This window comes from Faecalimonas hominis (assembly GCF_054660755.1).
Genome location: NZ_BAAHSH010000024.1, coordinates 69824 through 93362, shown reverse-complemented (window position 1 = coordinate 93362; position 23539 = coordinate 69824). Strand labels below are relative to the sequence as shown.

At 38.1% G+C, this 23539-nt stretch carries 24 protein-coding genes; 23 read left to right on the top strand and 1 reads right to left on the bottom strand.

The features are described 5' to 3' along the window. Positions 1-3: 3 nt before the first annotated feature. From mutL to ACYQ35_RS03945, 16 genes are all read left to right on the top strand, one after another. Positions 4-1920: a DNA mismatch repair endonuclease MutL gene (mutL, locus tag ACYQ35_RS04020; protein WP_459830495.1), complete on the top strand. Its 1917-nt coding sequence runs from the start codon at positions 4-6 to the stop codon at positions 1918-1920. Between the two features lies 1 nt (position 1921). Beyond that, positions 1922-2875, top strand: coding sequence for a tRNA (adenosine(37)-N6)-dimethylallyltransferase MiaA (gene miaA, locus ACYQ35_RS04015; RefSeq protein ID WP_459830493.1), 954 nt, complete (start codon positions 1922-1924; stop codon positions 2873-2875). Then, positions 2869-4155, top strand: a complete 1287-nt coding sequence (locus tag ACYQ35_RS04010) for a methionine gamma-lyase family protein (RefSeq protein ID WP_459830490.1) — start codon at positions 2869-2871, stop codon at positions 4153-4155. Before miaA ends, ACYQ35_RS04010 begins: the two co-directional genes overlap by 7 nt. A gap of 12 nt (positions 4156-4167) precedes the next feature. Beyond that, on the top strand, positions 4168-5406 hold the full coding sequence (locus ACYQ35_RS04005) for a BaiN/RdsA family NAD(P)/FAD-dependent oxidoreductase (RefSeq protein ID WP_459830488.1): 1239 nt from the start codon (positions 4168-4170) through the stop codon (positions 5404-5406). Beyond that, a complete protein-coding gene (locus tag ACYQ35_RS04000; RefSeq protein ID WP_459830485.1) occupies positions 5399-6991 on the top strand; it encodes an NAD(P)/FAD-dependent oxidoreductase in 1593 nt (530 codons plus the stop codon). Before ACYQ35_RS04005 ends, ACYQ35_RS04000 begins: the two co-directional genes overlap by 8 nt. 98 nt (positions 6992-7089) lie before the next feature. Beyond that, positions 7090-7785, top strand: coding sequence for a RadC family protein (gene radC / locus ACYQ35_RS03995; RefSeq protein WP_009757037.1), 696 nt, complete (start codon positions 7090-7092; stop codon positions 7783-7785). Positions 7786-7804: 19 nt separating this feature from the next. Further along, positions 7805-8827 (top strand): rod shape-determining protein, encoded by a 1023-nt coding sequence (locus ACYQ35_RS03990; RefSeq protein WP_009757036.1) that lies wholly within the window; start codon positions 7805-7807, stop codon positions 8825-8827. Position 8828: 1 nt separating this feature from the next. After that, positions 8829-9692 carry a rod shape-determining protein MreC gene (gene mreC, locus ACYQ35_RS03985; protein WP_009757035.1) on the top strand — a complete coding sequence of 288 codons (864 nt, stop codon included), beginning with the start codon at positions 8829-8831 and terminating at the stop codon, positions 9690-9692. A gap of 13 nt (positions 9693-9705) precedes the next feature. Next, on the top strand, positions 9706-10236 hold the full coding sequence (mreD, locus tag ACYQ35_RS03980; protein ID WP_009757034.1) for a rod shape-determining protein MreD: 531 nt from the start codon (positions 9706-9708) through the stop codon (positions 10234-10236). After that, positions 10229-13099 (top strand): penicillin-binding transpeptidase domain-containing protein, encoded by a 2871-nt coding sequence (locus tag ACYQ35_RS03975; RefSeq protein WP_009757033.1) that lies wholly within the window; start codon positions 10229-10231, stop codon positions 13097-13099. The genes mreD and ACYQ35_RS03975 overlap by 8 nt, the downstream gene beginning before the upstream one ends. A 20-nt stretch (positions 13100-13119) precedes the next feature. After that, complete coding sequence (locus tag ACYQ35_RS03970; RefSeq protein WP_009757032.1) at positions 13120-13809, top strand: septum site-determining protein MinC; 690 nt, start codon at positions 13120-13122, stop codon at positions 13807-13809. Continuing rightward, positions 13791-14582: a septum site-determining protein MinD gene (gene minD / locus ACYQ35_RS03965; protein WP_009757031.1), complete on the top strand. Its 792-nt coding sequence runs from the start codon at positions 13791-13793 to the stop codon at positions 14580-14582. Before ACYQ35_RS03970 ends, minD begins: the two co-directional genes overlap by 19 nt. A 12-nt stretch (positions 14583-14594) precedes the next feature. Continuing rightward, a complete protein-coding gene (gene minE / locus ACYQ35_RS03960) occupies positions 14595-14825 on the top strand; it encodes a cell division topological specificity factor MinE (protein WP_009757030.1) in 231 nt (76 codons plus the stop codon). Positions 14826-14839: 14 nt separating this feature from the next. Beyond that, positions 14840-15952: an FtsW/RodA/SpoVE family cell cycle protein gene (locus tag ACYQ35_RS03955; protein WP_459830476.1), complete on the top strand. Its 1113-nt coding sequence runs from the start codon at positions 14840-14842 to the stop codon at positions 15950-15952. 17 nt (positions 15953-15969) lie between these two features. Beyond that, entirely contained in the window at positions 15970-16365 is a 396-nt protein-coding gene (locus ACYQ35_RS03950; RefSeq protein WP_009757028.1) for a methylglyoxal synthase, read from the top strand. After that, a complete protein-coding gene (locus ACYQ35_RS03945) occupies positions 16349-17314 on the top strand; it encodes a D-alanyl-D-alanine carboxypeptidase family protein (protein ID WP_009757027.1) in 966 nt (321 codons plus the stop codon). The genes ACYQ35_RS03950 and ACYQ35_RS03945 overlap by 17 nt, the downstream gene beginning before the upstream one ends. 38 nt (positions 17315-17352) lie before the next feature. On the opposite strand, the gene ACYQ35_RS03940 is transcribed toward ACYQ35_RS03945, so the two are convergent. Continuing rightward, entirely contained in the window at positions 17353-17550 is a 198-nt protein-coding gene (locus tag ACYQ35_RS03940) for a DUF378 domain-containing protein (protein ID WP_009757026.1), read from the bottom strand. A 72-nt stretch (positions 17551-17622) separates the two neighbouring features. Between ACYQ35_RS03940 and ACYQ35_RS03935 the strand changes: the two genes are divergently transcribed. From ACYQ35_RS03935 to ACYQ35_RS03905, 7 genes are read left to right on the top strand one after another with little or no spacing between them, the layout of a single operon-like run. Continuing rightward, entirely contained in the window at positions 17623-18567 is a 945-nt protein-coding gene (locus ACYQ35_RS03935) for a TIGR01212 family radical SAM protein (RefSeq protein ID WP_459830471.1), read from the top strand. Between the two features lie 16 nt (positions 18568-18583). Further along, positions 18584-19966, top strand: coding sequence for an HlyD family efflux transporter periplasmic adaptor subunit (locus ACYQ35_RS03930; protein WP_459830469.1), 1383 nt, complete (start codon positions 18584-18586; stop codon positions 19964-19966). Between the two features lie 11 nt (positions 19967-19977). Then, on the top strand, positions 19978-20652 hold the full coding sequence (locus ACYQ35_RS03925) for a YggS family pyridoxal phosphate-dependent enzyme (protein ID WP_009757023.1): 675 nt from the start codon (positions 19978-19980) through the stop codon (positions 20650-20652). A 28-nt stretch (positions 20653-20680) separates the two neighbouring features. After that, positions 20681-21226: a cell division protein SepF gene (locus tag ACYQ35_RS03920; RefSeq protein ID WP_009757022.1), complete on the top strand. Its 546-nt coding sequence runs from the start codon at positions 20681-20683 to the stop codon at positions 21224-21226. A 10-nt stretch (positions 21227-21236) separates the two neighbouring features. After that, the gene (locus tag ACYQ35_RS03915) at positions 21237-21992 is read left to right on the top strand and encodes a YlmH family RNA-binding protein (protein ID WP_459830465.1); all 756 of its coding nucleotides are present in this window, start codon (positions 21237-21239) and stop codon (positions 21990-21992) included. Positions 21993-22007: 15 nt separating this feature from the next. Further along, positions 22008-22535, top strand: coding sequence for a signal peptidase II (gene lspA / locus ACYQ35_RS03910; protein ID WP_009757020.1), 528 nt, complete (start codon positions 22008-22010; stop codon positions 22533-22535). A gap of 1 nt (position 22536) precedes the next feature. Beyond that, positions 22537-23460: an RluA family pseudouridine synthase gene (locus ACYQ35_RS03905; RefSeq protein WP_009757019.1), complete on the top strand. Its 924-nt coding sequence runs from the start codon at positions 22537-22539 to the stop codon at positions 23458-23460. Positions 23461-23539 lie beyond the last annotated feature (79 nt).

Genomic DNA, 23539 nt, shown 5'->3' with positions numbered 1-23539 from the left:
TATATGCCGAATATTCAAGTCTTGGACCAGATTACAATTGATAAAATAGCAGCAGGAGAAGTGATTGAGCGCCCGGCTTCCATTGTAAAAGAATTGGTGGAGAATGCGATTGATGCAAATGCAACCGCTGTAACGGTAGAAATCAAAGAGGGCGGAATATCTTTTATCAGAATAACGGATAATGGCTGCGGAATTCCGAAAGAGGAAGTTTCACTTGCCTTTCTTCGTCATTCCACAAGTAAGATACGTTCAGAAAAAGATTTGGCAACAGTTTCTTCTCTAGGGTTTAGAGGCGAGGCGCTTTCCAGCATTTCAGCGATAGCGCAGGTGGAAGTAATCACAAAAACAAAAGAAAATGATTTTGGAGTAAAATATACAATAGAAGGCGGTGTGGAGAAAAGTCTTGAGGAAGTGGGTGCGCCTGACGGCACTACATTTCTCGTACATCAGATTTTCTATAATACGCCTGCCCGACGCAAATTTTTGAAGACGCCGATGACAGAGGCAAGCCATGTAAATGAGTTGATGGTACGTCTTGCTTTATCACACCCGGAAGTTTCGATTCAGTTTATTAACAATGGACAGAGTAAATTGCATACGGCAGGAAACGGTAAAGTAAAAGATGTAATTTACCATGTTTTTGGCAGGGAAATTGCAAATAATCTGTTGGAAGTGAACCGTGATGAAGGCAAAATGCGAGTGAGCGGTTATATTGGAAAACCGCTTATTTCCAGAGGAAACCGCAATTACGAGAATTACTATATCAATGGCAGATATGTAAAAAGCAACATTATTGCGAAAGCGATTGAAGATGCATATAAAGATTTTACCATGCAGCATAAATATCCGTTTACCGTACTTCATTTCTGGCTGGACGGAAATGATATTGATGTAAACGTACACCCGACAAAAATGGAACTTCGTTTTAGCCACCGGCAGGAAGTATATGATTTCGTTTATCGCGCAGTGAAGGAAACTCTTATAGAACCGGAACTGATTCCGAGGGTGGAAATTTCAAAGCCGGCAGAAGAAAAGAACGTACCTGAAAAAAAGGTTCCGGAGGTGCATGATGAAGCATATTTTATGAAAAAGATGAGGGAACGTGTACAGTCTTATCATCGTCAGGCATCACAGGCTGAAGTGAAAGATACAACGGAATTACATCGGGGGAATCTGCAAATTGACAGAATTAAAGAGGCGGTTACTTACAATAAAAATCGGGAACGGGAAGAACGGTCTGCACAGCCCGTAATGCAACCGGCACAACCCGATATGTCGCAGGAAATGAAGGCAGAGCAGTTAAACTTTTTTGAAGAAAAATTGCTTACAAAAAAAGCCGTTCAGGAGTATAAACTGATTGGACAGGTATTTGATACATATTGGCTTGTGGAATTTCAGGAGCAGTTATATATTATAGACCAGCATGCGGCACATGAGAGAGTGTTGTATGAAAAAACATTGCATGGCATGAAGGACAGAACATTTACTTCCCAGTATTTGAGTCCGCCGATTATTTTAAACCTATCCATGCAGGAGGCGCGGTTATTGACGGAGCATATGGATTTGTTTTCCAAAATTGGATTTGAGATAGAAAATTTTGGAGGCGATTCATTTGCGGTGAGAGCGGTACCGGATAATTTGTTTAGTATTGCAAAGAAGGAATTATTAATGGAAATGTTGGATAACCTTTCAGATGATATTACTTCAGCGGAAGCGCCGGATCTGATTGGAGAGAAAATTGCGTCCATGTCATGTAAAGCGGCGGTAAAGGGAAATGCGAAATTATCTTCTGCGGAAGTAAATGCGTTAATAGGAGAACTTTTGGAGTTGGAGAATCCGTATCATTGTCCTCACGGAAGACCGACGATTATTGCAATGACAAAAAGAGAATTAGAGAAAAAGTTTAAAAGGATTGTTTAGAATGAGTAAAAAGCCATTAATTATATTAACAGGACCTACTGCTGTCGGAAAAACAAAAGCATCTATAAATTTAGCAAAAGCACTTGGAGGGGAAATTATCTCTGCGGATTCCATGCAGGTTTACAGGCATATGGATATCGGTTCGGCAAAAATTACCAAGGAGGAAATGCAGGGGGTAAAGCATTATTTAATTGATGTGCTGGAGCCGGACGAGGAATTCCATGTGGTAAAATTTCAGCAGTTGGCGAAAGCGGCGATGGAGGAAATCTATGCGAAAGGGAAAATCCCTATTGTTGTAGGTGGAACGGGATTTTATATTCAGGCGCTTTTGTATGATATTGATTTTACGGAAAACAATGAAGATACGTCGTACAGACGGGAGTTGGAAGAGATTTCCCGTACAAAAGGAGCAGAGTATCTCCACGAGATGCTTAAGGCGGTTGACGAGAAATCGGCTCAATCCATTCATGCAAATAACGTGAAACGTGTGATAAGAGCGCTGGAATTTTTTAGACAGACAGGGCAGAAGATTTCTGAGCATAACGAAAAAGAGAGGGAGAAAGAATCTCCGTATCAATTTTGTTATTTTGTCTTAAACGATGTCAGGGGACATTTATATAAACGGATTGAATTGCGTATAGATGAAATGATTAAAGAGGGGCTTGTGTCTGAGGTGGAAGCGCTAAAAGAAAAGGGATATACAAGGGAAATGACTTCCATGCAGGGACTTGGCTATAAAGAAATTTTAGATTATCTAAACGGTGTCACTTCTCTCGAGGAAGCCGTTTACATTTTGAAAAGAGACACAAGACATTTTGCAAAACGTCAGATTACGTGGTTTAAACGTGAAAAGGACGTTATCTGGGTAAATAAAGATGAATTTGATTACGACGAGGAGAAAATCTTAGCATTTCTTCTTGAGAAGATAAAAGAAAGGATTATATTTCCATGTTAGAAACAAAAACACAGTATGAACAATTAGGAATTTCAGAAGAGGTATATGCTTTTGGAAAGAAGATAGAAGAAAAACTGACGGAACGTTTTCAGAAGGTAGATGAGGTTGCAGAATTTAATCAATTGAAAGTGATTAAAGCAATGCAGGACAGGAGAGTGAGCGAGGCGTGTTTTAACTATGCCAGCGGATACGGGTATAATGACTTGGGACGTGATACACTGGAAGAGGTATATGCAAGTGTATTTCATACAGAGTCGGCTTTAGTAAGACCTCAGATTACATGTGGAACACATGCTCTTGCCCTTGCGCTCAGCGCAAATTTAAGACCGGGAGATGAACTTTTATCTCCCGCAGGGAAACCGTATGACACACTGGAGGAAGTAATCGGAATTCGTGAATCGAAAGGTTCTCTTGCTGAGTATGGAATTTCTTACCGACAGGTGGATCTGCTGGAAAACGGAACATTTGACTACGAAAGCATTGAAAAAGCGATAAATGAAAAAACAAAACTGGTTACAATTCAGCGCTCAAAAGGGTACCAGACAAGACCGAGTTTCTCTGTTTCACAGATTGGCGAACTGATTGCTTTTGTAAAAAAAATTAAACCGGACGTAATCTGCATGGTGGATAACTGTTACGGTGAGTTTGTAGAAACGATTGAGCCAAGTGACGTGGGCGCGGATATGGTTGTAGGTTCTCTTATTAAAAATCCGGGCGGCGGTCTTGCACCAATCGGGGGATATATAGCAGGGAAAAATGAATGTATTGAGAACTGTGCTTATCGTCTTACTTCTCCGGGCTTAGGAAAAGAGGTGGGAGCATCTCTTGGAGTTATGCAGTCTTTTTATCAGGGATTGTTTTTGGCACCTACAGTAGTAAGCGGTGCGCTAAAAGGCGCGATATTTGCCGCAAATATTTATGAAGAGTTAGGATTTCCGGTGATTCCAAATGGAAGTGAAAGTCGTCACGATATTATTCAGGCAGTTGAATTTGGAACGCCTGATGGAGTAATTGCTTTCTGTAAAGGAATTCAGGCGGCAGCACCTGTGGATAGTTATGTTTCACCGGAACCGTGGGCAATGCCGGGGTATGACAGTGATGTCATTATGGCAGCAGGTGCGTTTGTACAGGGTTCTTCCATTGAGTTAAGTGCAGACGGACCGATTAAACCACCGTATGCCGTATACTTCCAGGGTGGTCTTACATGGACACATGCGAAACTGGGAATTTTGATGAGTTTGGAAAAATTAGTGCAGGGCGGCCTTGTAAAACTGCCTTAGTGAAAGGATAGTATGAAAAAAAGTAAGAAGATTGTCGTTATCGGCGGTGGAGCGTCCGGTTTGGTGGCTGCTATTACTGCTGCAAGAAACGGTGCGGACGTTATTGTTTTGGAACACAAAGAAAAAGTTGGGAAGAAAATATTGGCCACCGGAAATGGCAGATGCAATTTTACAAATGAATATATGGAAATAAGTTGTTTCCGCGGGGAAGACGTGGAACGCATTGATGCCGTATTAAAAAAGTTCGGTACAAAAGAAACGCTGCATTTTTTTGATGAGTTAGGTGTCTTTCCAAAGAGTCGAAACGGATATTATTATCCGAAATCCAATCAGGCAGCAGCCATTTTAGATGTACTTAACATGGAATTAAAGAGGCAGCAGGTGGAGATTGTCTGCAACAGTCATGTAACGAAGATAGAAAAGACAAAACAGTTTAAAGTACTTTCTTCCACGGGAACATATATGGCAGATGCCGTTATTCTCGCAGCGGGAGGAAAGGCATCTGCAGTTCTTGGTTCTGACGGAAGCGGGTACAGCCTTGCAAAAATGTTTGGGCATACAATTTCTCCGGTAGTGCCGGCGCTTGTGCAACTGCGTGGGAACGGAACGTTTTTTAAACAGATTTCAGGAGTGCGTGCAGACGCGAAAATATCGCTTTATGTTGATGGTGAATTATTAGGAGAAGATACGGGGGAAGTGCAGTTTACTGATTACGGACTGTCGGGAATTCCGGTTTTTCAGATTAGCCGTTTTGCTGCTCTTGCCCTTTATCAAAAGAAAACGCCGAAGGTGAGAGTAGACTTTTTCCCTGAATTTATGGGAGAAGAACTAACTTTATTTTTTGAAAAGAGAATACGCCAAAATGGAGAAAAAAAGGCGGGAGAATTTCTTGTGGGACTGCTCAACAAGAAACTGGTGCCGATTTTACTTCGGGCATCAGGAGTACGGGAGAGAACGCTTATCTCCGAGGTGGAGAAGGAACGGTTGGAGCGCTTAATTGATAAATGTAAAGGATTTGAGATAGAAATCACAGAAACGAACTCTTTTGAGCAGGCGCAGGTTTGTGCGGGAGGAGTTCGCTTAAATGAGATAGATATAGAGACGATGGAATCTTTATATGAGAAAGGACTTTACCTTGCCGGAGAAATTTTAGATGCGGACGGTATTTGCGGCGGTTACAATTTGCAGTGGGCATGGGCAACCGGATATTTGGCAGGCAAGAATGCGTTGAAAGGGAAAAAATATGATTAGAATTCATCAGATTAAATTACCGATTACACATACGCAGGAAGATTTGAAAAAGAAGATTGGGAAAATACTGCGTATATCTGTTTCAGAAATAAGAGAAGTGAAAATTGTCAAGCAGTCTACCGATGCGCGAAAAAAGCCGCAGATTTTTTACACATATACGGTAGATACGACGATTACAGGAGAAAAGAAAATTTTACAAAAAGTAAAAAGTAATCAGATTATGCCGTCTCCGTCAAAGGCATACCAGTTTAATGCTGTCGGGGAAAAAGAGATGCGATTTCGTCCGATAATTGTAGGCAGCGGTCCTGCCGGGCTTTTTTGTGCATATATGCTTTCGGTACACGGTTATCGTCCGATTTTATTGGAGCGCGGCGCTTCGGTAGATGAAAGAATAAAAGATGTGGAATCGTTTTGGAAAAGCGGCAAATTAAACCTTAATTCTAATGTGCAGTTTGGAGAAGGTGGTGCGGGAACGTTTTCAGACGGCAAATTAAATACGCTCGTAAAAGATTCTTTTGGCAGAAATCAAAAAGTTTTAGAGATTTTTGCAAAGCATGGAGCGCCGGAAGACATTTGTTATACGAACAAAGCGCATATCGGCACGGATATTCTTACAGATGTAGTAAAGCAGATGCGTCAGTCGATTATTTCTCATGGCGGAGAAGTCCGATTCCACAGCCAGGTGACGGATATATGTGTGGAAGATAACAAGATAACACATCTGATCATAAACAGAGAGGAAAAAATTCCATGTGAAGTGGTCGTGCTCGCCATAGGACACAGCGCCAGAGATACATTTGAAATGTTAAATAAAAGGAAAGTGCCGATGGAGGCAAAATCTTTTGCGGTTGGTGTCAGAGTGGAACATCTTCAGTCAATGATAAATCTCTCTCAATATGGTATGGAAGAAAATTCGTTGCTTTCTGCGGCGTCATATAAAGTGGCTGAACAACTGGACAATGGAAGAGGGGTATATTCTTTCTGCATGTGTCCGGGAGGATATGTGGTCAATGCATCTTCGGAAGAGAAACGCCTTGCCGTCAATGGAATGAGTTATCACAGTCGAAGCGGAAAGAATGCAAACAGCGCCATTATCGTTACGGTGACACCGGAAGATTATGGCGGAACAGATGCACTTTCAGGAGTGGAATTTCAAAGAAAACTGGAAGAAAAGGCGTACAATTTAGCGGAAGGAAAGATTCCGGTGCAGCGCTATGAAGATTTTTGTAAGAATCAAATCTCCTCTCAGTTTGGGAAAGTAACTCCATCTATGAAAGGAAATTATGCTTTTGCCAATGTACGTTCCATTTTTCCGGAAGAAATTTCCCAATCCATCGAAGACGGAATAAAAAAATTTAACAACAAAATTCGAGGGTTTTCGCAGGAGGATACATTACTCTCCGGTGTGGAAAGCAGAACTTCTTCTCCGGTCAGAATAAAAAGAGGGGAAGGACTTATGAGCGAGATAGCGGGACTTTATCCGTGTGGAGAAGGAGCGGGCTATGCAGGCGGAATCACTTCTGCCGGAATGGACGGATTAAAGGTGGCAGAAGAAATCGCAAAAACCTACCGTGCTTTCGACTAAATTCGTCTTTCTTCAGAAAAATTTAATTTGTTTGGTGTATACACATATTTTAAAATATGCTAAAATAAATCTTGTGTCGTAATGAGTCTATAATTGAAATGAGTCAAACAAAGAAAATTAAAGATATGTTGGAAGAGGAACGTCCATACGAAAAGTGTGAACGTTTAGGCGTAAGTAGTTTGACAGATATTGAACTTTTAGCCGTCTTGTTAAGAAATGGAGCAATCAACAGTAATTCTCTTGAACTGGCAAGACGCATTTTATATCCTTTGAATCAAAGAGGGGGACTTATCAATTTACACCAATACTCTTTGGCACAACTTAAGAAAATTCACGGAATTGGACGTGTAAAGGCACTTCAGATAGTTTGCATTGTGGAATTAAGCAGAAGACTTTCCAAAGCCTCCGCAATCAAAGGTCTTGATTTTTCGTCTGCCGCAAAGATTGCAGAGTATTACATGGAAGACCTGCGGCATCATCAGCAGGAACATATGAAACTTTTAATGTTAAACACAAAAGCGAGGTTAATAGGAGAAACGGATATTTCAAAAGGAACGGTGAATGCATCTTTAGTATCTCCTCGTGAATTATTTATTGAGGCTTTGCAAAAAAATGCTGTATCTATTATATTATTGCACAATCACCCAAGCGGTGATCCGACTCCAAGTAAGGAAGACATTTTGATTACAAAAAGGATAAAAGAGGCAGGCAGTTTAATCGGAATTGAACTGCTGGACCATATTATTATTGGGAATAACTGTTATATCAGTCTGGCGGAAAAGAATCTGGTATAACCTATTGAGAGGAAAAATCATGTTAGGAAATATATATGGATTAGACCTGGGAACTTATGAGATTAAAGTCTATGACAAAAAGAAAGATACGATTTGGACAGAGAAAAATGCCATTGCCATTGAGAACGAAGACACTATTTTTTCTGTGGGTGATGAGGCGTATGAGATGTACGAAAAAGCGCCGGATAATATAGAAATTGTTTTTCCGATGAAAGAAGGAGAGATTTCCCATTTCAATGATTTACAGTATCTTCTCCAGAATTTGTTAAAAAAAGGAAAAAGATTTGCCCGGGGGTCTAAATATATAATCGCCGTTCCGACAGATGTTACAGAAGTACAGAAAAGGGCTTTTTTTGATTTGGTGATTCACTCAACTGCGAAGGCAAAAGAAGTTAATATTGTGGAACGCGGTATAGCGGACGCGGTTGGAATCGGTTTAGACGTACAAAAAGAAAAAGGACTTTTTATAGCAAACTTCGGCGGAGAGATTACAGAGTTATCTGTTTTATCTTACGGAGGGCTTGTGCTGAATCGAATCGTAAAGGTCGGAGGGGTAACTTTGGACGAAGCAATCGTCAACAGAGTTCGACGTAACCATGATTTTCTTATCGGAAGGCTGACAGCAGAGACATTGAGAAAGGAATTCGGTATTTTTGATGATGCCAGTGATCATACGTTGTCTGTAGCGGGACGCAACTTGATTTCAGGTGTTCCTACACAGTACGATGTTTCTATCAGTCTTGTAAGAGCAGCCATAAAGGAATCTTTAGAAGAGATAAGCCGTTCCATAAAATCTTTGATTGAACGTACACCTCCGGAAGTGTTGACGGAAGTAAAGAAAAACGGAATCTATATGACAGGAGGACTTGCAAATCTGCGGGGCCTGTCAACATATATAGAGGGAAGAACGGGATTGAAAGTAACACTTGCCAAAAATCCTGAATTGTGTGCAGTCAACGGATTAAAAAAAATAATTTTATCAAAAGAATTACAAAAACTGGCATATTCAATGCTTGATGAAAATTTTAGGTGGATGAGATAATATGAAAGGAAAAAATCAACTATCAGTACCAAGTAAATACTGGTTATTAATTATTACAACAATCTGTATTATTTTTATCGGATTGTCTTTAGTTTCGGACAAGACGTCAGGACCATTTAAAGTGGTTGCAGATTATACAGTCGTACCTATGCAGAAAGGAATCAACAGAGCGGGAATGTTTCTGAATGATTTGACGGAAAATTTCGATACTCTGCAAGACGTGAAAGCAGAAAATAAATCGTTGAAAAAGAAAGTGGATTCTCTGACAATCTCAAACAATCGTTTACAACAGGAAAAATATGAATTGGAGAGATTACGTGAATTATATAAATTAGATCAGACGTATTCTGATTATGAAAAAATCGGTGCGCATGTCATCGGTAATAATGGAAGTAACTGGTTTAGTACATTTACCATTGATAAAGGAAGCGAAGATGGTATCAAGGTGGACATGAATGTTATGGCCGGAGCAGGTCTTGTCGGTATTGTAACGAAAGTCGGGCCGCACTCTTCAGAAGTACGTGCAATTATCGATGACCAGAGTAATGTGAGTGGAATGGTGTTATCAACATCGGATACATGTGTGGTTCGAGGAGATTTGAAGTTGCTGGCAGACGGGCGAATCCGTTTTGAACAACTTGCCAATAATAATACAAAAATCAAAGAGGGAGAACAGGTTGTCACTTCGCAAATCAGTTCAAAATATGTGCAGGGAATTCTTATCGGATATATCAGTGAAATCAATGTTGATGATAATAACTTAACCCGCTCAGGCTATATTACACCTGTTGTAGATTTTAAGAAACTTCAGGAAGTGCTTGTTATCACTTCTACGAAGAAGGATTTAGTCGAGAAAAAAAAGTAAGGGGAGAAGTCTGATGAAGATAAAAAGGAAAATGATAACTCTTTTAATTATTCTGGTTTGCTTTTTACTTGAAACGACCGTCTTTCCAAGTATTTCGCTTGCAGGCATAACACCGAACCTGCTTGTTGTGGTTGTCTCTTCGTTTGGATTTATGCGCGGTAAAAATTCGGGAATGGTTGTAGGATTTATCTGCGGATTAATGACTGACATATTTTTCGGACTGCAGGGAGTAATCGGATTTTATGCCTTGATTTATACACTTATCGGTTATGGAAATGGATTTTTTAAACGGTTATTCTATGACGAGGATATAAAACTTCCGCTGGCTCTCATTGCCGGAAGTGAATTTTTATATGGAATCGTTATTTATATCTGTGTTTATCTGATGAGAAGTAAATTTGACTTTATTTATTATTTATCGCATATTATTATGCCGGAACTGATGTACACGATTTTAGTTACTTTAGTGTTGTATCAGATTATTTTACACATTAATCGAAAACTTGAAACCGAAGAGAAAAGGAGTGCAAGTAAATTTGTTTAATCGGATAAAAGACGCAATTAGTGAAGTGGTAAAATCCAGATTGTTCATTATTATTATTGTATTCATCATTATGTTTGGAATACTGATACAGAGATGCTTTAGTCTGCAGATCGTAAATGGACAGGATTATTTGGATAACTACAAATTACAAATACAAAAGACAAGAGAAGTGCAGGGAACACGTGGCATTATTTATGATAGAAACGGGCAGGTGCTGGCTGAGAATAAACTGGCATATACGGTAACTATTGAAGATAATGGAACCTACGAAGATAAGGAAGAGAAAAACGAAAAAATCAATAAAACAATAGAAAAAGTGATTGGGATTATTGAAAAAAACGGTGATTCCATCATCAATGATTTTGGTATTGTTTTAGATGAAAATGAGGAATATAGTTTCCTCAATCCGGAAGGGACATCAAGAAAGCGTTTTATTGCAGACGTATATGGAAAAGCGAAAATTGATGACTTGACGAAGGAGCAGAAAGCCTCCACTCCAAATGATATTATAAGATATCTTTGCGAGGACGAAAAGTACGGCTATGGTATTAACCGAAAGAAATATAGCAAAGAGATGGTTTTAAAATTAGTAAATGTCCGTTATGCAATGGGATTAAACAGTTTCCAAAAATATATTCCGACTACGATTGCATCAGATGTAAGCAATGAGACTGTGGCGGCAATTATGGAGAATTTGGATTCATTACAGGGTGTGGACATTCAGGAAGATTCTCTTCGCCATTATCCGGACAGTAAATACTTTGCTTCCATTTTGGGATATACGGGAAAAATTTCCACGGAGGAGTACGATAATTTTAAGGCGGAAGGTAAAGACTATTCCAAAACAGATATTATCGGAAAAGCGGGCTTAGAGCAGTCGATGGACTCTATTTTACAGGGAAAAAACGGTAAGGAAGTTCTCTATGTAAATAACGTGGGAAAAATCATTGAGAGAGATAAGACGACAAAAGCGGAGGCAGGAAACAATTTGTATCTGTCTATCGATAAAAACCTTCAGATTGCCACATATAAGATTTTGGAAGAACAGTTGGCAGGTATTATTCTCTCTAATATGAGAAATACAATGAATTTTGAAAAACGTGCGGGAACGGAAGACGTAAATATACTTCCATTTGATGACGTTTTAAATTCTTTCTTTGCAAATAATATTTTAGATATAAAGCATTTTGCAGAAAAAGATGCACAGTCCAGAGAAAAGGCTGTTTATCAGAAATTTCTTACGCGAAGAGAAACGGTGTTAAAGCGCATTACGGAAGAGTTGAATTCTTCTTCGGCAAAGCCGTATAAAAATCTTTCAAAAGAAATGCAGGCGTATATGAGTTACATTGCAAATGATGTGTTGACAGAAAACACAGGTATTTTAGTGAAAGATAAAATCGATACTGACGATAAAACATATAAGGCGTGGAAAGAAGACGATTCCATCAGTTTAAGAGAATATTTACAGTATGCCATATCGAAGAACTGGGTAGATACTTCTAAATTACAGGAATATATAGAGGGAAAAAGCGATTATTCCGATGCGAATGAAGTGTACGAAGGAATTGTGGCATTTCTTAAAGAATACCTTTCTTCCAATACAGGATTTGACAAACTGATTTATAAATATATGATTAAAGACGGAAGTATTACGGGAAGAGAAGTATGCCTGATGCTGTATGAACAGGGTGTTCTTAAATATGATGAAAAACAGGTGAGCGCTCTGAATGCGGGAACCGTAAGTGCATACGATTTCATTCGCGGCAAGATTAAATCGTTGGAGATTACTCCGGGACAATTGGGACTTGAGCCTTGCACTGCTTCGGCGGTTGTCACTGATGTAAATTCAGGTGCAGTGTTGGCGTGTGTTTCTTATCCGGGCTATGATAACAATCGTCTTGCAAATACGATGGATTCTGAATACTATAATGAGTTGGTTACAGGATTATCAAGACCGCTCTATAATAATGCAACACAGGAGACAACTGCGCCGGGTTCCACATTTAAGCCGGTTTCTGCAATCGCAGGTTTGACGGAAGGAGTAATTGGCGGCGGAACGGTATTTAACTGTTCGGGAAAATTTACAAAAATCACTCCGAGTCCAAAATGTTGGATTTATCCGGGAGCACATGGCGGTTTGAACATCACTGGTGCAATATCTCATTCTTGTAACGTTTTCTTCAGTGAAATGGCATATAGAATGAGTATGGACGATAAAGGAAATTATTCAAGTAAAAAAGGTACTGAAATTTTAGAAAAATATGCAAAAATGTTTGCGTTAGACCAAAAATCAGGAATTGAAATTCCTGAGTCTGAGTCTACCATTTCTACGGAAGATGCGGTTCGTTCCGCTTTCGGACAGGGTACAAATAACTATACCGTCACACAACTTTCACGATATGTGTCAGCGGTGGCAAATAAGGGTACGGTATATGATTTAACTCTGTTAAATAAAGTGGAAACAGTAGATGGAAAAACGGTAAAAGAGTATGAACCTAAAGTAAACAATGAAATAAAAGAAGTTTCAAAGACAACGTGGAATCTTGTTCATCAGGGTATGGAAAGTATGGTATCCTCAAATCGTATTTTTAATGATTTGAAGAAATCTAATTTTAAAATGTCAGGTAAAACGGGTACTGCCCAGCAGAGTAAATTACACCCAGACCACGCTTTGTTTGTGGGATTTGCACCGAGTGACGCACCTCAAATCAGTGTTGCCATTCGTATTGCAAACGGTGATAAGTCCGCATTTGCTGCAGAAATCGGACGTGATATTGTAAGGTATTACTTTAACCTGGCAGACAGTTCAGAGATTATCCATAATGGAGCGTCCACTGTCACATCTGCAACAGCAGGAGATTAATTTAAAGGGGTGAGAATAATATGAATCGCTTAGTTACAATTAAAAGTAACAAGTACGGCCTCTTGATTCGATTGCAGCCGGAAGTGCCTTTTCAGGAACTTTTGGCTGAAGTTAATCGAATATTCAGTGATACGGTTAAATTTTTTCATCATGCAAAATTAGCTGTTTCATTTGAAGGGCGTATTCTCACAAAAGATGAAGAACATCAATTAATTGAGATGATTTCCAAAACCGCTCAAATTGAAATTGTATGTATAATAGACAATGACAGAGAACGAGAGCAAATGTACAAAAGATATGTAGAGGAAAGTCTGGCAGAAACAACATTAAAAGACGGACTTTTCTGTAAAGGTACACTTCATAAAAAACAGGTATTAGAGTCTGAAAAAAGCGTTGTGCTTTTGGGAGATGTGGAAGAAGGTGCGACAATCGCAGCCAAAGGCAGCATTGTTGTTCTTGGCACATTAAAAGGAAATGCATATGCGGGAGTTACGGGAAAGAGTAATTCTTTTGTATTTTCCCTTTCCATGCAGCCTAATCAGTTGAAAATAGGAAATGTGGCAGTACAGCCGGATACAGTAACTAAAAATGAATATATGTCTATGATGCCTCAAATAGCAATACAAAATGGCGGGAATATTATGATTCAATCTATTTTTGATGATGAGGCTTACATACAGGAGGAAATGAAATGGGCGAAATTATTGTAGTAACATCAGGAAAAGGTGGTGTGGGAAAGACAACCACCACAGCAAACATCGGTGTTGGATTGGCAAAACTACATAAGAAAGTAGTTGTCATTGATACAGATTTAGGTTTAAGAAATTTAGACGTCGTCATGGGACTTGAAAATCGTATTATTTATAATCTTGTAGATGTCATTGAAGGAAATTGCCGATTAAAACAGGCATTGATTAAAGATAAGCGATATGAAGAACTCTATCTTCTTCCATCGGCGCAAACAAAAGATAAAACAGCGATTTCTCCGGAGCAAATGAAAAAACTGACTGCAGAATTGAAAGAAGATTTTGATTTTATCTTACTTGACTGTCCGGCGGGAATTGAACAGGGATTTCAAAATGCAATTGCAGGAGCAGACAGAGCGATTGTGGTGACAACTCCGGAAGTATCTGCCATTCGAGATGCAGATAGAATTATCGGGTTGCTTGAACAAAACAAAATAAAACAACTGGATTTAATTATAAATCGAATTCGCATTGATATGGTAAAAAGGGGCGACATGATGTCGGTAGATGATGTGACGGAAATTTTGGCAATCCATTTGCTTGGAGCAATTCCTGATGATGAAAACATTGTTGTCTGCACAAATCAGGGGGAAGCTGTCGTGGGTGGTGAAAGCCTTTCCGGACAGGCATACGAAAATATTTGCCATCGTATTTTAGGCGAAGAGATTCCTTTGTTAGATTTAGATGAACATAAAGGATTTTTCAAAAAACTTGCCAATCTTTTTCAAAAGAATTAGGAGGTTGGGAAGATGAATGTATTTGAATCAGGACAGAAGAAAAACTCTGTTGTCATTGCAAAAGACAGATTAAAAGTACTTTTAATATCAGACAGAGTAAATTGTACACCCGATACATTCGAAAAACTGCGGAATGAACTATATTTAACAGTTTCAAAATACATAGAAGTAACACCCGAAATATTTGATGTAGAAATTACCCAATCGAATATTTCCATCAGATTATCGGGAGAATGTAATTAACTGGAGGATAAACAGTGAAATTAACAAAGAATTATCAATTTAAAAACTTAAAAATTTCTCTCATTGTACTTGTTTTGGCAATTTCCACAATAGGGATACTTGTTGTGGGGAGTGCTAAGCCAAGTTATCAGGGAAAACAAATCATGGGGGTAGTTTTAGGGGTTATTGCCATGCTCGTTGTATCCATGATAGATTATAACTGGCTTTTGAATTTATCATGGATAATGTATGCGGTTAATGTGGGATTGCTTGTTCTTGTTAAACTGATTGGTAAAGAGGTAAATGGAGCGCAGAGATGGATTGATTTAAAAGTTATCAGTGTTCAGCCATCAGATTTAACGAAAATCTTTATGATTATCTTTTTTGCTAAGTTTTTAATGGATCATGAGGAAGATTTAAACGAGCCAAAGAACATTATCAAGGCAATTCTTTTAATTTTACCGTCACTGATTTTGATTGTTGTACAGCCTAACTTATCAAATACGATTTGTGTTGCAACACTTTTTTGTGTGCTAATGTTTATTGGCGGATTGAGTTATAAGTTTATAAGGAATGTGCTTCTAATTGCGGTTCCATTGGTTGTGATTTTTTTAGTGATTGCCGTACAGCCAAATCAGAAACTGCTTAAGCCATATCAGCAGAAACGTATTTTATCATGGTTGGAACCTGATAAATATGCCGATCAGGAGGCGTATCAGCAGATTAATTCTCTTATGGCAATCGGTTCCGGGCAGGCAACCGGAAAGGGATTAAATAATCAGGGGAGCACTTCTGTAAAAAACGGAAATTTTATTTCCGAACCCCAGACAGACTTTATTTTTGCCATTATCGGAGAAGAATTGGGATTTGTAGGCTGTTGTATTACAATAATTTTGTTGTTATTAATAGTAATACAATGTATAATAATAGGTACGAAAGCACAAAATTTAGCGGGGCAGATTATTTGCGGAGGAGTAGCCGCACTAATAGGTATACAGAGTTTTATTAATATTAGTGTGGCGACACGAATTTTCCCAAATACAGGTATTCCTTTACCATTTGTCAGTTATGGATTAACTTCCCTTGTAACTTTCTTTATTGGGATTGGACTAGTGCTAAATGTTGGTTTACAACCGAAAAAATATTAGTTAGGAGTGATTTACGAATGAATATCGGATTAATTGCACACGATGCGAAGAAAACTCTGATGCAGAACTTTTGTATTGCATATCGTGGCATTTTGAAAAAACACAATTTATTTGCAACAGGGACAACAGGACGTTTGATTGAAGATGTCACCATTTTGAATATTACAAAGTATCTTGCAGGCCCACTCGGTGGTATGCAGCAATTGGGGGCACAGATTGCGCAGAATGATATTGATGCATTAATATTCCTTCGTGACCCGATGAATGTGAAACCACATGAACCTGATGTGAATGATGTTGTACGTTTATGCGATATGCACAATATCCCAATCGCAACAAATGTTGCCACAGCAGAAGTACTGATTTTAGCAATAGAACGAGGAGATTTGGATTGGCGTGAAATGTATAGGTAGATATATTAAAGTGCTCTTATGTGTGGCGCTGTGTTCTTCATTGCTTATCGGTTGTACTTCGTCCGGGAAGAATATTGACGCGTATGAGAGTACTGATTATAAAAAAACAGCATACAGAGCAGAGGGATTCGCGGAGCAGTTATGTGTAACTCCTGAGGAAGAAGTTTCCTATAAATCTGTTAATACGGATATGGCATTGAGCGCCGCAGGTTTATTTAGTCTTGATGACAAAGAAGTGTTATATGGAAGAAATATTTACAAGAAAATTTATCCGGCAAGTACAACAAAGATTTTAACTGCTTTAGTTGCTTTGAAATATGGAAATTTAGATGATGTGGTTACTGTTTCAAAAACGGCTACGGAGTTTCCGCCTGCCGCTTCTTTATGTGGAATAAAGGAAGGGGATAAACTGACTTTAAGGGAATTACTGTACGGGCTCCTTCTTCCGTCAGGGAATGATGCGGCAGTGGCAATTGCGGAGCATATTTCCGGAAGTGTAGAGGAATTCGCAAAATTAATGAATAAAGAGGCATATAGTATAGGTGCTACCCATACGCACTTTGTAAATCCACATGGTTTGCATGATGATAATCATTACACAACAGCATATGATTTGTATCTTATTTTTAATCAGTGCATTCAGTATGACGAATTTATTAAGATTGTATCCGAAACAAAGTATGACCTTCCTGTTACAAGTGCGGACGGTACATCGCGTACATTAAACTTGGAAACAACAAGTCTCTATGGACTGGGAGAGGCAGAAAAACCGGAACATATGACTGTAATCGGAGGGAAAACAGGTAATACCGGTGAGGCGAAGAGATGTCTGATTTTACTTTCTAAAGATGAGCAGGGACATTCGTATGTATCCATTGTTATGGGGGCAGAAACAAAATCTCTCGTATACACAAATATGAATAAAATGCTTAATGCAATTTCAGAATAAACAAAGGGAGGTGAGAAGACCTCCCTTTGTTTATTCCTTTATATGTCTTTGATTCGGCCATATAAACTAATTAAATATAAACCGCAAAGTCCGATAATTGTATATACTGCTCTCGAAAGGAAAGATAACTCCCCAAATAAAAAAGCAACGATGTCGAATTGAAAAATTCCAATTAAAAGCCAGTTAATTGCACCTACAATCACTAAAGTAAGTGCCGTGTTATCAAACCATTTCATGTAACTTCCTCCTTATTCATGATGTAAGTAGTATGTACGAAAAAACGAAATTTATACACAGAGGATTGAACGATGAAGGAAAAATTTTTATATAATAAATATTCTGATTACTTAAAAGAAAGATATGGAGAAAAAGTATATAAACTTCCAATTAATCTGCCGTTAACCTGTCCGAATAGGATAAATGGACATGGCTGCAGTTTTTGTGCAGATGTAGGAACAGGATTTGAAGCGATGGAGTCCTCCGTCTCAGTTACGGAGCAGTTGGAAAAGACAAAGGAATACATATCAAAGAGGTATCACGCCAAAAAGTTTATCGCCTATTTTCAAAATTATACAAACACGTATATGCCTTTGGAAATATTTAAAAAATATATATTGGAGGCAGTCAGTATTCCGGATATTGTGGAAATATCCATTTCTACAAGACCTGACTGTGTGAGAGAAGATTATCTTCAGTTTTTAAAAGTGATAGAGAAAACATATCATATTTCCATTCACTTAGAACTGGGGCTTCAGACGGTTAATTACCATACACTTGATTTCATATCAAGAGGGCATGGACTTGCAGAATATATAGATGCTGTCAGGAGAATACAGAAATACGGATTTTCAATCTGTACACATCTGATTTTAAACCTGCCTCATGATACATTGCGGGATACAATTGAAACTGCAAAGACGATGTCAGCGCTAGAGATAGATATTGTGAAACTCCATTCACTTTATATTCCAAAAAACACACCATTGTGTGAGGCGTATGAACATGGTACAATTAATTTATGCTCCAAAGAAGAATATATAGAACGTCTTGCAACGTTTCTTGCTTATTTAAGCCCACAGATTATCGTGGAGAGGTTATTCAGCCGTGTACCCGAAAAAGATGCTGTTTTTTCAAACTGGAATACGAGTTGGTGGAAATTACAGGACGAGGCGTTAACTTATATGGAAGAAAAAGAGTATTATCAGGGAAAATTTTGTAATTACTTAAACGGAGCGGGACTAAACAGTCTGTAAACAGGAGGCTTTTATTTTGGCAGAAAATAAAAAGATATTAGTTTATCGAAAAAAATGGAAAATGAATATTGGCATTCTATTGTTCGGCATTATATTTATTTATCTGATTGCCATGATTTTTTCCTATGCGACGAAAGATAAAGTTACCTCATATGAGGTGCATATGGGAAGCATATTAAACGATGAAAACTATACGGGAATGGCAATCCGGGAAGAAAAGGTGGTATCTGCTGAGAAGGACGGATATGTAAACTATTACTCCATGGAAAATAAAAAGATAAAGGCGGGGGCAGGCGTATGTGGGATTTCTCCGGAAAAACTTTCCTTTCAAAAAAGTGATAGTGATACAAATACGGGTAGCGAAACGGAACTGACAGACGAACAACAGAATTCACTGGGACTTACGGTGCAGGCTTTTACGGATAATTTTACGGAATCCATGTTTGCGGAAGTATATTCTTTTAAAGATTCTGTGAGAAATGCATTGTCTGATTTTTCATCGCCGGACGGAGAAAATGTTCTGGATACAATGTTGAACGGTCAGCCGGGAAGCAGTTTGTTATATAGTACAGACGATGGCGTGATTGCCTATGAAACAGACGGATTTGAGACATTTACGGAAGAACAGGTCACATTAGAAAATTTCAATCGTGAAAAATACTATGCGAAAGAATTACATAACAATATGAAAGTTGCTGTCGGAGAACCGATATATAAACTAATTACTTCAGAAGAATGGTCTGTCGTTGTTCCAATCACAGAAAAGACAGCGGAAGAGTTAAAAGACAGGACGAATATCACTGTGCGCTTTTTAAAAGATAATGCAACGATGGTTGGAAATCTGTCAATTAAAAAGCAGGGTGAACAATATATGGCGTATATAGGTTTTTCCGGTGGAATGATACGATATGCAGATGAACGTTTCCTTGACTTGGAATTAATTATAACAGATTATACCGGGTTAAAGATTCCAAAATCATCGATTGTAAAAAAACCATTTTTTGTCGTACCTACAGAATATGTGATTCAAGGTGGGAACAGCGATGAAAAAGGGGTTTTGAGAAGGGGAAAAGACAATCAGAACACAACAGAGTTTGTTCCGCTGGATATATATTATACGAAAGATAACCTGGCTTATTTTGATTTGACGGAATTAAATAAGGGGGATATTTTGATAAAACCGGATTCAAATATCACTTATGTAGTCGGAGAACAGAAAAAATTAACAGGTGTTTATCAGATTAATAAAGGATATGCGGTATTTAAGCAAATTCAGATTCTTTGCGAAAGTAAGGAATACTATATTGTACAGGCGAAAAATGAATTCGGGCTGACGAACTATGACCATATTGCGCTGGATAGCAGCAAGATAAAAGAAAATGATATTATTACACAGTAGGAGTGAAAAAGATGTTAAAGGACAATCTGAATCATGTTATTGAAAATATTCATAAAAGTTGTAAAAATGAAGTGACTTTAATTGCAGTGAGCAAAACAAAGCCGGCGGAGATGATACAGGAATTATACGATGCAGGCTGCAGAAACTTTGGAGAAAATAAAGTTCAGGAACTAATTGATAAATATGAGATATTGCCTAAAGATATTTGTTGGCATATGATTGGACATTTACAGCGGAATAAAGTGAAATATATTGTAGATAAAGTTTCTCTAATTCATTCCGTAGACTCACTTCGCCTTGCCCAAACAATTGAAAAAGAGGCAGAAAAGAAAAATTGTGTTGTCGATATCTTAATTGAAATCAATATGGCAAGAGAGGAGAGCAAATATGGAATTTATCCGGAAGAACTGGAAGCGCTCCTAAGAGAAATAAGCCATTTATCTCATATCCGTGTAAAAGGATTAATGACAGTTGCACCAAATGTAAAAAATCCGGAAGAAAATCGAAAAATTTTCACTGAAATGAAGAAATTATCTGTTGACATTGCAAAGAAAAACATTGATAATATTATTATGAGCATTCTTTCAATGGGAATGAGCAATGACTATAATATAGCAGTCGAAGAAGGAGCCAACATGGTTCGTGTAGGTACGTCCATTTTCGGTGCGAGAAATTATAATATATAATAAGCAGACGTAAGGAGAGTATACAACAATGGGTGTTTTAGACAAATTCTTAAATATTATGAAATTAGATGATGATTACGATGAAGAGGAAGATTTTTTAGGTGAAGAGGAAGAATTTGAAGAGTATGAACCGAAGCCAAAGAAATCTTTATTCAAAAAAGAGAAAGAAGAATATGAAGATTTTGATTTGCAGGAAGACCACAGAGGAAAATCAACTTCCGTAGCGGGCAATTCCAATAACAAGGTAACTCCGATGCGCCAGCCAAATGCAAAGAGAAGCGCAAGTATGGAAGTATGTGTAATTAAGCCTACTGCAGTGGACGATGCAAGAGAAATCACGGAGACTTTATTAAGCGGACGAACTGTCATTTTGAACTTGGAAGGAATTGACTTGGAGATTGCACAGCGCATCATTGACTTTACATCAGGTGCTACATATGCCATTAGCGGTAATTTACAGAAGATTTCAAATTACATTTTCTTAGTGACTCCTACAAATGTAGAGATTTCAGGGGATTTACAGGACTTATTAAATACGTCTTTTGATGTACCATCAATTCGGACAAGATTTTAAGGACAGTAATATGCAGAAAGAAGAGATTGTACTACAGAAAAGATTATTGGAATTGTCAAGAGTGGCATACCAGAAGGGGATTGTTACCTATTCCGATTTTTTAAATCTCAATGAATTGAATATTTTACACACAACGCCTAAGAATGAGTTTTTTACTCAGTACGAAACTTTCGGAGGATACAGTGATTCAGAGCGTCAGATGGTTGCTTTTCTACCTGATGCTCTTTATTATGCACATTTTTATCCGATAAAAGTTTTGAAAATATCTCCTTTGCAAAAGAAATTCGCGGAGTCACTATCGCATAGAGATTACTTGGGCGCTATATTGAACTTAGGGATTGATCGGTGTAAATTAGGAGACATTTTACTGATAGATGGAGATGCGCATCTTTTTGTTCAGGAATCGTTGGCGGACTTTATCTGCCGGAATCTGACAAGAATACGGCATACTTCCGTGTATGTGGAAGTCGAAGACGAACAGACATTTTCTTATACTCCTGCCATTGAAGAGATTAAAGGAACAGTGGCATCTGTACGTCTGGATAGTCTGCTTTCCCTTGTTTTTCCGGCATCGCGCAGTAAACTGGTGCCTTTGATTGAAGGAGGCAGAGTTTTCGTGAATGGAAAATTAATCACGACAAACAGTTATAATGTAAAAGAAAATGCTATTGTGTCTGTGAGAAAATTGGGACGGTTCAGATATAAAGGGGTTCTTTCCCAGACAAAAAAAGGGCGCTATTATGTCCTATTAGAAAAATATATATAACAGAAGGAGAATTACATGAAGAAAGAAAGAATAAAATATTATGCATGTGCAGTATTAGCAGTGATTGCAGGTATCGTTTTTGACCAATATACAAAGTTTCTGGCGGTGGAGCATTTAAAGGGACAGCAGCCTTTTGTCCTTATTAAAAATGTCTTTGAATTAAATTATTTAGAAAACAGAGGTGCGGCATTTGGTATGTTACAGAACCAAAAAGCCTTTTTTATTTTCAGTTTTGTGCTAATTATTGCGGCTGTGCTGTATTTGTATGTGAAACTTCCGCTGGAAAAACGTTTTTTGCCTTTGCACATTTGTAGTATACTCATTGTCGCAGGGGCGGTAGGAAATATGATAGACAGATTGAAGTTGGGATATGTTGTCGATTTTTTCTATTTTAAACTAATTGACTTTCCGATTTTCAATGTGGCAGATATTTTTGTTGTAGTAAGCGTGATTTTGCTTGCCATACTTGTTCTGTTTGTCTATAAAGACGAGGAAATCAATCAGATTTTTAGTTTTAGAGTAAATGGAAGAGGAATGAAATAATATGCAGGAAGAACAGTTTATAATAAATCAGGAAGAAAATGGAATGAGAATTGATGTATTTCTCTCCAAAAAGATGGACAATGTTTCCCGATCCTATATTCAAAAACTCATTAAGGAAAAAGAAATTTCTGTAAATGGAATGGCTGTTAAGGCAAATTATAAGGTATCTGCAAATGATATAGTACAATTGACGATTCCGGATCTGTCTGAACCGGATATTTTACCCGAAAATATCCCTTTGGATATTTTATATGAAGATGCCGATATTCTGATTGTAAATAAGCCGAAAGGAATGGTCGTACACCCTTCTCCAAGCCATTATACAGGCACATTGGTAAATGCGCTAATGTATTATTGTAAAGACGATTTATCGGGTATTAACGGGGTTATGCGGCCGGGAATCGTACATCGGATAGATATGGACACAACAGGTTCGCTTCTTGTCTGTAAAAATGACTTTGCTCATCAAAAACTAGCCGAAGATTTGAAGGTGCATAACATAAAACGGATTTATCACGCCATTGTACACGGAGTTATAAAAGAAGATGAGGGAACGGTTGAAGGGCCAATCGGAAGACACCCGATTGACAGAAAGAAGATGAGTATCAACTATAAAAATGGAAAACCTGCAGTAACTCACTATAGAGTGTTAAAAAGGTTTTCCAACTATACTTATATAGAATGTCAACTGGAAACGGGAAGAACACACCAAATTCGGGTTCACATGGCAAGTATACATCATGCACTTGTAGGTGATACAGTGTATGGTCCTGCAAAATCACCGTTTCATTTGCAGGGGCAGACATTGCATGCAAAAATTTTAGGGATTCATCACCCAAGAACAAATGAATATTTGGAAATAGACGCGCCTCTTCCGGAATATTTTACGGATTTGTTAGAAAAATTGGAAAGAATGTCGAAGTAATTTTTCAGAATATATGTACTTTCACGCAAAAATATTGTATAATATTAATAACATTATTTACAATGTATTTATGATTTGC

What these genes read in the sequence shown, in the direction of transcription:
- mutL (WP_459830495.1), top strand. Translation starts at nt 4, where the DNA reads ATGCCGAATATTCAAGTCTTGGACCAGATTACAATTGATAAAATAGCA.
- miaA (WP_459830493.1), top strand. Translation starts at nt 1,922, where the DNA reads ATGAGTAAAAAGCCATTAATTATATTAACAGGACCTACTGCTGTCGGA.
- ACYQ35_RS04010 (WP_459830490.1), top strand. Translation starts at nt 2,869, where the DNA reads ATGTTAGAAACAAAAACACAGTATGAACAATTAGGAATTTCAGAAGAG.
- ACYQ35_RS04005 (WP_459830488.1), top strand. Translation starts at nt 4,168, where the DNA reads ATGAAAAAAAGTAAGAAGATTGTCGTTATCGGCGGTGGAGCGTCCGGT.
- ACYQ35_RS04000 (WP_459830485.1), top strand. Translation starts at nt 5,399, where the DNA reads ATGATTAGAATTCATCAGATTAAATTACCGATTACACATACGCAGGAA.
- radC (WP_009757037.1), top strand. Translation starts at nt 7,090, where the DNA reads ATGAGTCAAACAAAGAAAATTAAAGATATGTTGGAAGAGGAACGTCCA.
- ACYQ35_RS03990 (WP_009757036.1), top strand. Translation starts at nt 7,805, where the DNA reads ATGTTAGGAAATATATATGGATTAGACCTGGGAACTTATGAGATTAAA.
- mreC (WP_009757035.1), top strand. Translation starts at nt 8,829, where the DNA reads ATGAAAGGAAAAAATCAACTATCAGTACCAAGTAAATACTGGTTATTA.
- mreD (WP_009757034.1), top strand. Translation starts at nt 9,706, where the DNA reads ATGAAGATAAAAAGGAAAATGATAACTCTTTTAATTATTCTGGTTTGC.
- ACYQ35_RS03970 (WP_009757032.1), top strand. Translation starts at nt 13,120, where the DNA reads ATGAATCGCTTAGTTACAATTAAAAGTAACAAGTACGGCCTCTTGATT.
- minD (WP_009757031.1), top strand. Translation starts at nt 13,791, where the DNA reads ATGGGCGAAATTATTGTAGTAACATCAGGAAAAGGTGGTGTGGGAAAG.
- minE (WP_009757030.1), top strand. Translation starts at nt 14,595, where the DNA reads ATGAATGTATTTGAATCAGGACAGAAGAAAAACTCTGTTGTCATTGCA.
- ACYQ35_RS03950 (WP_009757028.1), top strand. Translation starts at nt 15,970, where the DNA reads ATGAATATCGGATTAATTGCACACGATGCGAAGAAAACTCTGATGCAG.
- ACYQ35_RS03940 (WP_009757026.1), bottom strand. Translation starts at nt 17,550, where the DNA reads ATGAAATGGTTTGATAACACGGCACTTACTTTAGTGATTGTAGGTGCA.
- ACYQ35_RS03935 (WP_459830471.1), top strand. Translation starts at nt 17,623, where the DNA reads ATGAAGGAAAAATTTTTATATAATAAATATTCTGATTACTTAAAAGAA.
- ACYQ35_RS03925 (WP_009757023.1), top strand. Translation starts at nt 19,978, where the DNA reads ATGTTAAAGGACAATCTGAATCATGTTATTGAAAATATTCATAAAAGT.
- ACYQ35_RS03920 (WP_009757022.1), top strand. Translation starts at nt 20,681, where the DNA reads ATGGGTGTTTTAGACAAATTCTTAAATATTATGAAATTAGATGATGAT.
- ACYQ35_RS03915 (WP_459830465.1), top strand. Translation starts at nt 21,237, where the DNA reads ATGCAGAAAGAAGAGATTGTACTACAGAAAAGATTATTGGAATTGTCA.
- lspA (WP_009757020.1), top strand. Translation starts at nt 22,008, where the DNA reads ATGAAGAAAGAAAGAATAAAATATTATGCATGTGCAGTATTAGCAGTG.
- ACYQ35_RS03905 (WP_009757019.1), top strand. Translation starts at nt 22,537, where the DNA reads ATGCAGGAAGAACAGTTTATAATAAATCAGGAAGAAAATGGAATGAGA.